Genomic DNA, 13,099 nt, shown 5'->3' with positions numbered 1-13,099 from the left:
CATGAGGATGATTCAGCCAAAGACGGGGACAGGCATGATGCGTCGATTCGTCCAGAGCCTCTGCACCATGGTGGCAGGGCTTACCGGCTGTGCACTTCTGATGACGGCTGCGCCCGCGGAGGCGCAGGAGATTCAGCTCACGGGCCCCCTGGCCGGTGCGCCCGCCGTGCGGAAGCTCCGGCTCCACCGCGACGGGCGGTTCGAGGTCGCTCCAGGCGCGTCGTTCACGCTGCTGGACGAGTACCGGCGGACGATCATGCCGGGGATGCGCCTCACCTACCATCTCACCGACTGGTTCGGCATCGGCGCCTGGGGCGGCTACGGGTTCCAGTACAACACCGGGCTGACGGACGAGCTCCAGCGCGTGGCGATCGACGCGCGCGACTGCACCAACCGTTCGTTCACGAAGGAGTGCCAGCTGACCCGGGTCAACCTGACGCGGGGCGACCTCACGAAGGATCAGCTCGCTCAGATCCAGTGGGTCGCGGCCCCGCAGCTCACGTTCGTGCCCTTCCGCGGCAAGCTGGCGCTGTTCGCCGAGCTCTTCGTGGACACGGACGTGAACTTCTTCGCGGGCTACGCGGCCGTCGGGGTGAAGGAGCGCAAGCAGTGCAGCGAGAACTGCGCGAACACCTTCGGGCTCGAGAGCCGCCTGGCCTTCGCGCCGACGTTCGGCCTCGGCCTGAACTTCTACCCGTCGGACTTCCTCGGCTTCGGCGCGGAGTGGCGCGCCCTGCCGTTCGCGTGGAATACTTCGGGCTTCGACAACCACGGGCTCGGCACGGACGAGGCGTTCCCCGACAACAAGGTGGACGACAAGGATCGCGAATTCCACTTCACCAGCATGGTGACCGTGAGCTTGAGTATTCAATTCCCCACCGCCATCAAGACGACGGAGTAGACGGCTGCGCCGGCTCGGCGTGACCGGGCCGGCTCGTCCGGCGCAAGCCGGGCGAGGATCGCACCTGCCGGGGCCGTAAAATCGGCCCTCGGCGGTGGATGCCGGCGGCTACGCCGGGTAGACCGGACCGCGGCGGCGGGACAGCCACCAGAGGTCAGCGTTGGGTATTTTCGATTTTCTCCGCAAGAGCAATCCCCCGGCCGGAGGCGTCTCCTCCGACAAGAAGGTGGCCGGTCTGGCCAAGGTCGTCGCGGACAAGCGGGCCCAGACGTACGACCGCCTCGACGCCATCCAGTCGCTCGCCGCGATGAAGAGCGCCGACGCGGCGGCGGCGCTCCTCCGACGCTTCACGTTCTCGATCGATCCCTCGATCACCGATCAGGAAGAGAAGGATCTGGCGTTCCGGGGGATCGTGGACGCCGGCAAGGACGCGGTGCCGGCCGTGGTCGAGTTCTGTCTCAAGGCCGAGGCGCTCACCTGGCCGCTCAAGGTCCTGCGGGAGGTGCTCGATGAGGCGGATTGCCGCGCCGAGCTCGTCCGCCTGCTCGACAGGTTCGACACCGAGTACGCGCGCAACGTCGAGCCGAAGCAGCAGCTCATCGTCGCGCTGGGCGACATCAAGGGCGACGACGTGCGGATCGCGGTGGAGCGGTTCCTCGAGGACGTCAACGAGACGGTCCGGTTCCACGCCGTGCAAACCATCTTCTCCCAGGACAACGAGGCGAGCGTGCCGGCGCTGGTGAAGATGCTGCCCGCCGAGGAGTCGGTGCGGGTGAAGAACAAGGTGGCCGAGGGCCTGATGGGCCGGGGCTGGACGGTCCCGGCCGAGCTGCGGGGCAGCGCGAACCAGGCGCTCCAGGACTCGAACGGCTTCAGCGTCGGCCCGGACGGCAAGCTCCGGAAGGGCGCCGGATACGGCTGACGCGCGCTTTTGTGACAGGGCTGCTCGTCCTGCGATCCGGTTGACAGCATCGCCGCGCGTGGACGAAACTCCGCCTCATGCTTGTTCAGCCCTCGGCGGCTGCTGAGAGCGGAGGCCGCGCACGCCGGCCCGCACCACAGGAAAGCGAGCGCAGAGTCCGTGATTGAGCACCGCTCGTCGATGGCGGAGCTCCCGTCACGACGCCCTGAGCCGCGCCCTCGCTCCGGCGGGGCGCGGCCAGCAACGCCCCCACGAAGCGCGCGGTGCGTCTCGCTGCCGCGCGCGCTGGCCGCTGCCTGCCTGTTGCCCTGCGCGCTCGCGCCGCGCGGCGCGGCCGCAGCCGACTTCGAGGTCGAGTCGACCACGGGCGTCCAGGCCTACGAGGTCGCGAGCCCCTGGGGGAACACGAACATCGAGCGGCGGCGCCTCCTGCAGACGCTGGGGCTCGCCGTCTACAACCTCCAGGGCGACTCTGCTCCAGGCGAGGCCGACTACTCGGCGACCCTGCGGCTCCGGCTCGACGCCGACTTCGGGGTGAACGGTCACCTCGAAGGCCCCTATCAGGGCGGCGAGACCGACTACAGCGTCGCGGGCGGCTCTCGCTTCATCCCGGGGCTCCAGGAGGCGCCGCTCGACCTCATGTACGCGTACTTCGAGGGCCGGAGGGTCGCCAGCGGCTGGCTCGGCTTCCGGGTCGGTCGGCAGTACGTGAGCGACGTGCTCGGCTGGTGGTCGTTCGACGGCGCGCTCTTCCGGGTGACGACGCCCTACTACGTCCAGCTCGAGGCGTACGGCGGTCTCGAGCAGCGCGGCGGACTGCCGCTCTCGACGTCGCGCTACGAGCGCCAGGGGATGTGGCGCGGCAGCCATCGCGGCTTCGGCAGCGACAAGACCCAGCCCGGCAGCGCGGCCGACTACCCGTCGTACCACGAGGCCGGCCTGGCCCCCGCCTTCGGCGTCGCGCTGGAGAGCGCCGGCCCGAGCTTCCTCCACGGCCGGCTCACGTACCGGCGCGTCTACAACCTGGGGACCACGGTCAGCCGGCAGTTCCAGGACCAGAGCGGGGCGGTCCGCACGGTCGAGGGCTCGCGCGTCTCGCAGGATCGGCTCGGGTACGCCGCCGACATCAACAAGCCGGATCTCGGCGGGATCAAGGGCGGGGTCACCTACGACTTCTACAACCAGCTCGTCGGCTCGTTCTACGGCGGCCTCGAGGTGTACGCGGGCAGCCGGGTCACGCTGGGCGCGGACGTCGACTACTTCGTTCCGACGTTCGACGCCGATTCGATCTGGAACTGGTTCACCCACGATCCCATCACCACGATCACGGGGCGGGCGGCGATCGACATCACCCGGGAGGTGGACCTCGCGGCCTGGGGCGGCACGCGGATGTGGATCGCCGAGGGGAACCCGGAGGAGTTCGGCGCCGATCAGTGCGAGCTCAAGGGGCTTCCGCGAGATTGCCTCGGGACGACGGTGCTCGATCCGTCGAGCGACAGCGATCTCGAGGACTACGCGCGCGACGAGAACAACCGCGCCGCGACGATCACGACCGACGTGCTCGCGAACCTCGCGGGCCGCTACCGCACGCGCACGACGTCGGTCGAGCTCCGCGGGATGCTGCAGACCGGGGAGCGCGGGCGGCGGACGGGGGCCGATCTCTCGGGAGAGAAGCGGCTGCACGGGCAGCGCTACGCGCTCGGAGCGCGGGTGTCGCTCTACAACTGGGAGGACCCGCTCAGGCCGGACCGGGGCGCGACGTCGTTCGGGTATGTCCTCGGGGCCGGGTATCGGCCGGGCGAGGCCGCTGACTTCAAGCTCGAGTGGGAGCACGACATGAATCGGCTGGTGGGCCAGCGCTTCCGGGTCGTCGGCCTCGTGAACCTGCGGGTGGCGCCGTGAGCGAGGATCGGATGGACGCAGGACAGGACGGCCAGCGCGTGGACGAAGGGCAGGACGGCCGGCGCGGCGCGCGGCGGAGCGAGGCGAGGTTCGTCCCCGGGTGGGTCGCGATCGTCGCGTGCCTGGGCGCGCTGGCGCTCGCGATCGTGGGCCCCGAGGCGGCCGCCCAGCCGAAGCCGTCGGCGGCGGCGGACGAGAGCGAGGAGGCCGCCGAGGACGCGGACGACGCCGAGGAGGGAACCGAGGGCGAGGCGAGCGCGAAGCCGCCGCCTGGCGGGTATACGTCGGGCCTGCACCCGATGCCCGGCGACGCGGAGGTGCCGCTGGCCTGGATGCCGCCCGGGACGAGCGCGACGCCGATCCCGAGCGACGAGATCTACCCCCCGCAGACCCTGACGATCCGCTTCAACCACAAGAAGCACGTCAAGGGGCTCCGGCAGACGTGCAAGTCGTGCCACGCGGCGGCCTACACGAGCAACGCGGTGTCGGACCGGCTGCTGCCGAGGCCCGGCGAGACCTGCGACAACTGCCACGACGTCGATCACTCCGACCTCACCCAGGTGAAGGCGGGCACGAACGAGAACGGGCAGTGCGCCTACTGCCACATCGGCGAGGACGCGGGCAACGGCGGCAAGGTGGCGCCTCTCGTGCTGCCGCACGCGAACCTCCGTTTCCCGCACCAGAAGCACGTGGACCGCAACATGAAGTGCAGCCAGTGCCACGGCCGGATCGATCGGCTCGAGCTCGCCACCCGGGAGCAACTGCCCCGCATGGCTGGCTGCTTCAGCTGCCACAACATGAGCGGCGCGGCCCAGGGCGACGCGAAGAGCGACTGCGACGTATGCCACCTGACGCGCCCCGACGGGCGGCTCGTGACCGCGTTCGCCACGGGCGATCTGCTTCCGCCCCGGTGGCTCCACAACGCGGGGCACACGCCCGACTGGCTCGAGCGGCACAAGCAGATCGCCGCGAACGACAGCGCCTTCTGCGGGACGTGCCACACGGACAACTACTGCACCGACTGCCACGACGGGAAGGTCCGTCCGCGCAACGTCCACCCGAACGACTTCCTCTCGATGCACGCGCAGGCGGCCCGACAGGACAATCCGCGCTGCGTGAGCTGCCATCAGCAGCAGACGTTCTGTGCAGACTGCCACCGCCGGACGGGCGTGGCGCGCGACGCGCCGAGCGCCACCCGGCCCGCGGGGCGCCGCTTCCATCCGCCGCCGGCGGAGTGGACCAACGCGCCGCGGAGCGCGAAGCACCACGCCTGGGAAGCCGAGCGAAACCTGAATGCGTGCGTTTCCTGCCACACCGAGCGGGACTGCGCGACCTGCCACGCGACCCGCGGAGCGTCAGGCGGGCAGGGGCTGAACCCGCATCCGCTCGGGTTCGAGAGCAAGTGCAAGACGGCGTTCTCGCGGAACCCGCGCCCGTGCCTCGTGTGCCATCAGTCGAGCGACACGTTCCTGCAGCGTTGCCAATGAAAAGTCAAAAACGGTCAGTATATTCCTTGCCCTGGCCTTCCGGCGACGGGTATAGCGAGGTGCGCGCGGCTTCCCTAACGATCGCCGCGAACGCCAAGGAGAACGGGCGTGAAGGAGCTGATCAAGTACCTGATCGACAACCTCTATCTCGATTTCCAAGGGGAAATCACGCTGGAGACAGTGCGGGGCTTCCTCCGCGAGGACGACGGACGGGAGGCGCGCCAACTTTTGTCGAAGCTCATCGAGGAGAAGGGGGTGGACGACATGCTGATCACGCTGGCCGACTGTCTCAAGGAGCACATCCAGAGCGGGGTGAACGAGAAGGTCGTGCGCGAGCAGCTCTCGCTCTACGCCGAAAGCTGAGCAGGCCCGCCCGCGCGGCGCGCCTCGCTCCCCTCCCCTTCTGCCTGCTCGCGGCCCTCCCGACGGCGGGCTGCGACGTCGGCGAGGCCTCGTACCAGCCGGTCGACGCCCCCCCTGTGCAGTTGATCGAGGCGCGGGCCACGACCAGCCTCGACCAGAACTACCAGCCCGTCCGTACCGCGCTCGACCCGACCGGCGCGACCCAGGTGCTGTCGACCGCGAGCATCGTGCTCAAGTTCGATCGCTTCCTGCTGCCGCGCTCCGTGGGCGGCGCGGCGCTCGCGGACTTCGTGTGCCTCTCGGGCGACCTGGCCGCGCAGGTCACGACGCAGGCGGACTGCCTCAACCCGATCCCGCTCGCGGCGACGTACAACCCCGTGCAGCGTGAGGTCATCCTCCGCCAGGTCGAGGGCATGCAGGGCCTCGTTCCGGGGAGCCGGTACGCGCTCACGGTCCTCAAGCCCGTCGACGACGATGCGCCGTCCGGTGTCCGCGCGTTCGACGGCGCGCCGCTCCGCGACAACGTGCGCGTCGAGTTCACCGTCGCGGCGACGAACCCGCCCCAGGCGATGCCGGAGTTCAGGATGCCGGGCGGCGACTTCTACTGCCAGCGGGACCTGGAGTGCGTGGCGGCCATGTGCCCCGACGATCCGCTGTGCGGCACCTGCGTGAAGGGGGCGGCGTATCTCCTCGCCACGTGCATAGGCTGCCACATCGAGGGGAACGCCTCGGCGGGGCTGAGCCTGAACGTGGGGGCGCCGCTGTTCAACAACGCCGCGGCGCTCCTCGAGACGGCGATCGGGCACGCCGCGCACCAGACCCAGATCGGCGAGCACGCGTACGTGGCCGAGAAGACGCCGGAGCGCTTCGGCAGGGCCATGCCGCTCATCGACCCGAACAACCCGGGGAACAGCTACCTGCTCTACAAGATCATCGTCGGGGAGAGCGCGATCGACCCCTCGTTGACCGGCGAGGCGGCCGAGCAGCTCCGCGAGGAGACCGAGCGGCTGCGCGCCGCGTTCGTCATGGGCATGCCGATGCCGCCCCCGGAGACGGGCCCCGTGTTCAGGTTCTTCCCCGAGCAGCCGGGCGATCCGACCCTCACGCCGTACGTGGACGGGATGGACATCCTCTCGGCGTGGATCCTCGCCGGCGCCGTGCCGCGCGACTGCTCCACGCCGGCCCCGTGACGGCCCCGCGACGGCGCCCGCGCGCCGTCACATCACGCGATTCCGTCCGCCCTTCTTCGCGTGGTAGAGCCGCTCGTCGGCGCGGCGGTAGAGCTCCATCGGCGAGACCGGCGCGTCCGGCGTGACGGCGGCGACGCCGAAGCTCGCGGTGACGGCGATCTCGCCCTCCTCGAAGCGGAACGGCGTGCGCTCCACGATGGCGCGCAGCTTCTCGGCGACGACGCGCGCGCTGTCGAGCGGGATCTCCGGGACCAGCAGCGCGAACTCCTCCCCGCCGACGCGCGCGAGGACGTCGTCGCGGCGGACGTTCGCGGCGGCGAGCGCGGCCATCTGGCGGAGCACCGCGTCGCCCGTGAGGTGGCCGCGCGTGTCGTTGATGCTCTTGAAGTGATCGATGTCGAACATGATGAGCGAGAGATGGCGGTGGTAGCGGCACGCCCGCGACACCTCCCGCTCGAGCGCGACCTCGAAGGAGCGCTTGTTGTGGACCTGCGTCAGCCCGTCGAAGGTCATCAGACGGTAGATCTCTTCGTGGTACGAGAGCTCGACGTTCCCACCCTGGATGAACTTGAAGATCGTCCGGCCGATCTTGACCTGGTCACCGTCCTTGAGCACGCGCTCGTCGACGGAGATGTCGTTCACGTACGTGCCGTTGGTCGAGCCGAGATCGCGGACAACGTAGCTCATCCCCGTCCACGAGATGCGCGCGTGGCGCCGGCTCACCGCCTCGTCGTCGAGCGGGATATCGGTCTGTATCGAGCGCCCGCACTCGATCGCTCCGGTGCCGAGCGCGATGCGGCGCCCGAGCTCCGTGCCGTAGATCACCACCAGGCACGCGGTGCCGGGCTCCACCGGGATCGCGGGCGGCGCGATCGAGGTACAGGTGACGAGCGTCTGCCGATGATCGTTCTCTTGCTTCGCCACGCTGGAGGACCCAAGTACACCAGAGCCGGCCTCGCAGGGCAACGCGCGTCGCGCGTCGGACATGGTAGCCTGCGGCCATGAAACGCAGCGGTTTCGCGAGGATGTATGGCGCTGTCGCGGCGGCGGCCGCCGCGGTCGCCGCCCCGTTGTCCGGGTGCGGCGAGAGCGCGCCCCCGGTCGCCCACCACGAGAGCGACGCGTCGACGCCGTCGGAGCCCGTCACCCTCTTCCCGGACGCCCCGCCGCTCCCGGGAGAGACCGAGTGCAAGGTGGTGATCCAGACGGGGATCCCCGTGCCCTCGGCGCAACACCTGCCGACGTGCACGCCCGTCCAGTACGCGACCAACCCGCCGAGCGGCGGAGATCACTGGGGCTCGTGGGCCGCGTACAAGCGGTACGAGGCAGAGGTCCCGCGCGAGCTCTACGTACACAACCTCGAGCACGGCGCGATCGTCCTCGCCTACCGGTGCCCCGCGTCCGGCTGCGCGGAGGTGACGGCGATGCTCGAGGAGGTGCGGACCGAGGCCGCTTCCGATCCGAGGTGCCTCACGCTGTCCGGAGGGCCGGAGGCGCGCCTCGTCATGACGCCCGACGGCGCGCTGGACACGCCGATCGCCGCCGCGGCCTGGGGCGCCACGTACACGGCGACGTGCCTCGACAAGGCGTCGCTGTCGCGCTTCGTGGCGGACAACTACGCCAAGGGCCCGGAAGACACGTGCGGTGAGGCGGCGGCGGTCGACGTGGATCGGCCGGACGGCGGCGCGCCGCGCTGCGACGGCGCGCTGCCGGACGCGGGCGCGCCCGACGCCTCGCCCGAGGAGACCCCCGGCGGCGATGCGGCCGGCGGCGGCGCGCCGGGACCGTAACCAGGGTTGACAGGTGACCCGCGCGCCCGGAGCATCCGTGGGATGCTCGATCCGTCAACCCTGTCACCTCGGTTGGCAGAGCGCTTCCGTTTGCTGGAGCTCGCGGGATCCGGCGGATCGGCCGAGGTCTGGAGGGCCGTCGATCAGGAGCGCGGCGGCGCGGTGGCGCTCAAGATCGAGCGGCGCGACCGCGGCGCGCCCCGGGAGCAGCGCGCGGCCGCGCGGCAGGCGCTCGCCCGCGAGGCGATGTACGCCGCGCTGGCGCTCTCGCCCCGGCTGCCGGAGCTCGTCGACGTCGGCTGGCTCGCGGCGCGGGCCGGCGTCGCGCGCGTCGAGGGCGCCCCCGGCGAGGACGGGCGCGCGTTCGTGGCGATGCGCTGGATGGAGGGGCACTCCGTGGCCGGCGCGGCGCGCGGCCTGCCTGCGGGCGAGCGCGCGGCGTTCGCGCTGGCCGTCGCGCGCGACGCGGGCGAGGCGCTCGGCGACCTGCACGGGATCGGCCTCGCCCACGGAGACCTCAAGCCGGAGAACCTGATCCTGACGCCGGAGGGGCGGATCGGGATGATCGACCTGGGGCTCGCGTGCTCTCTCCACCAGACCGCCGTGGAGGGGGCGACGCTCAGGTACATCGCGCGGGACGACGCGGAGCTCGGGGACGCGCGGGCGAGGGATCTGCTCGCGCTGGGGACGCTGCTCGCGGAGGTCGCCTTCCCCGGCGTGGCGGCCGCGCCGGACCCCATCGGGGCGGCGCGCGCCGCGGTGGCCAGGGAGAGCGCGGCGGGGGCGCCGCTCGACGCGATCTGCAGGGCCCTGCTGTCGCCGAGCCCCGCGGCGCGCCCGTCGGCCGCGTGGGTCACCGAGTCGGCGCGCGCAGCGCTCGCCGGCGCGCAGCAGGCGCGCGGCCCGTCCGCCGGGCGGCCCGCGGGGCGCGCCGGCCGCGATCCCGGGGCGGCGAGCGAGGAGCGCGACCGGCAGGACCGCGACGCGCGCCGGGTGCGCGCCGCGTACCTGCGCCTGCGCCGGCACGAGCTCGAGACGGCGCTCGGGGTGCGCGACGACGTCGCCGCCTGGCTCGCGGACGCGTTCGTGATGGTGCAGCGAGCGCGCGCGCTCGCCGGCGCCGAGGGCGACGGCCCGGCGCGCGCGGGCTCACCCGAGGGCGAGGCGCAGTGGCTCGGGCGGCTCGGCCCGGACCGCGTCGCGCGGTGGCTCACGGCGCTCGTGGGGACGAGCGCCGCGGCGTGGCCGATGGGGGCCGTCGCGTCCGTCCCGGAGCGCGCGCTCGCGGAGGCGCTCGTGGCCCTGTCCCGGCAGATCCCGCCGCGGGCATGGACGCTCGCGGACGTCGAGGCGGCCGCGCTCGGGAACGGGGCGCGGCGGCGACGGAGCGCGGCGGCGACGGAGCGCGGCGGCGACGGGGCAGCAGCGGCGGAGCGCATCGGCGCCGCGGAGGCGGCGGAGCTCGCGCTGGCGATCGCGCGGGTGCCGCCGGACCCGCTCGCGATCGAGGCGATCGAGCAGCGCGACGACGCGCCCGCCAACCTGGTCGTCGCCGCGGCCAACGCGCTCCGGCTGCACGGCGACCTCGGGCGCGCGCGGAGCCTCGTGCTGCGCGCGTGCGTGCGGGACGCCAGGGAGGCCGCGCCGCTCGCCGCGGAGGTGCTGCGGCGCGCCGGGGACCGCGCCCTCGCGGAGGAGCGCGCCCGCGCCGCGATCGACGCCGACGCGGACCCCGAGGGGCGCGCGCGCGCGGCGCTCGCGCGCGTCGCGATCGACGCGGGTGCGCTGGGTACGGCCGAGGCGCTCGCCGGAGGCGAGCTCACCGCGCCGCTCTGCGAGGCGCGGGCGCTGATCGCCGTGCTGCGCGGCGACGCCACGCGGGCGCTCGCCGAGGTGGCGCGCGGCGAGGCGCTCGCGAGCTCCGTCGAGGAGCTCGCGCGGATGGCCGCCGTGCGCGGCTACGCGTGGCACGCGAGCGATCCGGAGCGCGCGCACGCGTCGTTCAGCGCCGCGGTGGACTACGCCGTACGCGCCGGCGCCGTGGTCGAGGAGGCGACCTACCGGACCGGCGAGGCGGCGGCCGCGGTGGACCTCGGCGACCTCGGCGGCGCGATCGCGACCTCGACGCGCGCGGCGCTGCTCTGGGAGCACCTCGGCCGGCCGGCGCAGGCGGCGCGCGCGCTGCTCGCGTGCGCGGCGGCCTACGCCACCGCGGGCCTCGCGCACGAGACATGTCGGATCGCCGAGGACGCGATCGCGCGGGCCCGCGACGCCGGGGACACGAAGGCGGAGGCCTACGCGCTCTGGGCGATCGCGGACGTGGCCGCCGCGCGCGGCGACGGCGCCGCGGGCTCGGAGCTCGGGTCGCGCCTCGGCGCGCGCGCGGCGGCGGCGCGGGCCGCGGCGCTGCTCGCCGGCGGCCCCGCGGACGACGCGCTCCGGGCGGCGGCGCGGCTCCTGCGCCACGGCGTGGGCGAGCTCGACGGCGCGCGCGTCGCGGAGCTCGACGAGCTCGCGAGCAGCCCGGACCTCGCCGCGGCGTCGCGGCTCGACTGGTGGGGCGCGCGCGCGGCGCGCGCGCTCGCCGGGGAGGACGGCGCCGCACCGACCGCCGCGGACGACATCGGCGCGACGTCCGCGGCGGACGATGCGCCGGGCGCCGCGCGATCGCCAGGAGAGGGCGGCCTCCCCGACCGCGCCCTCGCGGCGCTCGCCGCGCTCGCGGGCGCCCGCGCGCCGATCGCGTCGCGCGGCCCGGCGCTCGCCGCAGCGCACGCGCTCGCGGTCCGGACCGGGCAGACGGACGTCGCGCACCGCGTGCTCGCCGCGCTCGCCGAGGCCGCGCGCGAGCTCTGCAGGCGCAACGCCGACGCGGGCTCGGCGGCGGCCTCCGCCGCCTCGCCCGTCGCGCCAGAGATCGCCGCCGCGGTCCGGTCGCTGCCGTGGGTCGCCCGCGCGCGGGCGCTGCCGGAGAGCGGGCTCCGGCCCGAACAGGCGCGCGATCTGGAGGCGCTCGTCGGCGCGCTCGGCGAGCGCGAGCGGCTCGCGCCGCTGCTCGAGCGGGTCGTCGACGCGCTCGTGCTCTGGACGGGCGTCGAGCGGGGGCTCCTGCTCCTGCGCGCCCCGAACGGGCGGCTCGTCCCGCGGGCCGCGCGCAACCTGGCGCGCTCCCGCCTCGGCGCCGAGCAGCTCGAGCTGTCGCAGACGCTCGCGCGCCGCGCCCTGGAGGCGCGTGAGCCGGTGATCGCCGTCGACGCGGCGGGGGAGCTCCCGAGCGTGCACCGCAGCGTGCACGCGCTGAAGCTCCGGAGCGTGCTGGCGGTGCCGCTCATCGCGCGCGGCGAGGCGCTCGGGGTCGTCTACCTGGACGATCGCGTGCGCCGCGGCGCTTTCGGGGCGCAGGAGCTGCGGTGGGCGCGCACCATCGCCTCGGTCGCGGCGCTCGCGATCGCGGACGCGCGCGCGCAGGTGGAGCTGCGCCGCGCCGCTCGCCGCGCGGAGCGCGCCTCGTCGCGGCTCGCCGAGGAGCTCGCGCGGCGCGAGGCGGAGCTCGACGCGGCGGCGCTGGAGCTGGCCAGAGCGCGCGGCGGCCGGGACACGCGCTACCGGTACGACGCGATCGTCGGCGAGAGCGAGCCCGTACGCGCGATGCTGCGCCTCGTCGATCGCGTGACCGCCTCGGACGTGCCGGTGCTCGTCTCCGGCGAGTCCGGCAGCGGCAAGGAGCTCGTGGCGCGCGCCATCCACCAGAACGGGCCGCGCGCGGCGCATCCGTTCGTGACGGAGAACTGCGGCGCGATCCCGGAGGGGCTGCTCGAGTCGGCGCTCTTCGGCCACGTGCGCGGCGCGTTCACGGGCGCGGAGCGGCCGCGCGCCGGGCTCTTCGAGGTGGCGGATCGGGGCACGCTGTTCCTCGACGAGATCGGGGAGATGAGCCTCGGCATGCAGACGAAGCTGCTGCGCGTCCTCGAGGACGGCCTCGTGCGGCCCCTCGGCTCGGAGCGGGCGCGCAAGGTGGACGTGCGCGTCATCGCCGCGACGCACCGCGATCTGGAGGCGCTCGTCCGCGCGCGCGCCTTCCGCGAGGATCTGCTCTACAGGCTGAACATCATCACGATCCGGGTGCCGCCGCTGCGCGAACGCGCGACGGACGTGCCGCTCATCGTCCAGCACCTCATCGCCAAGCACTGCCGCGGCCCGGTCCGGGTCACGCGCGCGGCGATGGATCGGCTCTCGGCCCACGGGTGGCCCGGCAACGTGCGCCAGCTGGAGAACGAGATCCGGCGGGCGCTCGTGCTCTGCGACGGGACCATCGACCGGGAGCACCTGTCGCCGGAGATCGCGCACGGCGGCGCGGCGCCGCGCGAGCTCGGCCTCAACGTGCGTGCGCGCATCGACGCGCTGGAGACGGAGCTCGTGCGCGACGCGCTCGAGCGCACGCGCGGGAACCAGACACAGGCCGCCAAGCTGCTGGGGCTGTCGCGGTTCGGCCTGCAGAAGATGATCAAGCGGCTCGCGATCGCGGTGTGAGGCGATCCCGGTCG

General features: G+C 73.5%; 9 protein-coding genes. 8 read left to right on the top strand and 1 reads right to left on the bottom strand.

Going from position 1 to position 13,099, the window contains the following annotated elements:
• Positions 1–100: 100 nt before the first annotated feature.
• From WME96_RS14580 to WME96_RS14555, 6 genes are all read left to right on the top strand, one after another.
• Positions 101–901, top strand: coding sequence for a hypothetical protein (locus WME96_RS14580; protein ID WP_437290722.1), 801 nt, complete (start codon positions 101–103; stop codon positions 899–901).
• A 160-nt stretch (positions 902–1,061) separates the two neighbouring features.
• Positions 1,062–1,823 carry a HEAT repeat domain-containing protein gene (locus WME96_RS14575; RefSeq protein WP_437290721.1) on the top strand — a complete coding sequence of 254 codons (762 nt, stop codon included), beginning with the start codon at positions 1,062–1,064 and terminating at the stop codon, positions 1,821–1,823.
• 303 nt (positions 1,824–2,126) lie between these two features.
• Complete coding sequence (locus WME96_RS14570) at positions 2,127–3,725, top strand: hypothetical protein (RefSeq protein ID WP_437290720.1); 1,599 nt, start codon at positions 2,127–2,129, stop codon at positions 3,723–3,725.
• Positions 3,722–5,212: a cytochrome c3 family protein gene (locus WME96_RS14565; protein WP_437290719.1), complete on the top strand. Its 1,491-nt coding sequence runs from the start codon at positions 3,722–3,724 to the stop codon at positions 5,210–5,212. Before WME96_RS14570 ends, WME96_RS14565 begins: the two co-directional genes overlap by 4 nt.
• 108 nt (positions 5,213–5,320) lie before the next feature.
• Positions 5,321–5,575: a hypothetical protein gene (locus WME96_RS14560; protein ID WP_020735484.1), complete on the top strand. Its 255-nt coding sequence runs from the start codon at positions 5,321–5,323 to the stop codon at positions 5,573–5,575.
• A gap of 116 nt (positions 5,576–5,691) precedes the next feature.
• On the top strand, positions 5,692–6,765 hold the full coding sequence (locus WME96_RS14555) for a hypothetical protein (RefSeq protein ID WP_437290718.1): 1,074 nt from the start codon (positions 5,692–5,694) through the stop codon (positions 6,763–6,765).
• 27 nt (positions 6,766–6,792) lie between these two features.
• On the opposite strand, the gene WME96_RS14550 is transcribed toward WME96_RS14555, so the two are convergent.
• Complete coding sequence (locus tag WME96_RS14550; RefSeq protein ID WP_061617559.1) at positions 6,793–7,689, bottom strand: diguanylate cyclase; 897 nt, start codon at positions 7,687–7,689, stop codon at positions 6,793–6,795.
• 77 nt (positions 7,690–7,766) lie between these two features.
• Here WME96_RS14550 and WME96_RS14545 point away from each other — a divergent pair, with 77 nt between their 5' ends.
• The gene (locus WME96_RS14545; protein WP_437290717.1) at positions 7,767–8,555 is read left to right on the top strand and encodes a DUF3105 domain-containing protein; all 789 of its coding nucleotides are present in this window, start codon (positions 7,767–7,769) and stop codon (positions 8,553–8,555) included.
• A 42-nt stretch (positions 8,556–8,597) separates the two neighbouring features.
• The gene (locus tag WME96_RS14540; RefSeq protein WP_437290716.1) at positions 8,598–13,085 is read left to right on the top strand and encodes a sigma 54-interacting transcriptional regulator; all 4,488 of its coding nucleotides are present in this window, start codon (positions 8,598–8,600) and stop codon (positions 13,083–13,085) included.
• The last annotated feature ends 14 nt before the right edge of the window (positions 13,086–13,099 follow it).

Source organism: Sorangium sp. So ce406, from assembly GCF_051474675.1.
Taxonomy (GTDB): domain Bacteria; phylum Myxococcota_A; class Polyangia; order Polyangiales; family Polyangiaceae; genus Sorangium; species Sorangium cellulosum_G.
Note: the sequence above shows the minus strand (reverse complement) of the source record. Positions and strands in the feature narration are given on the sequence as shown.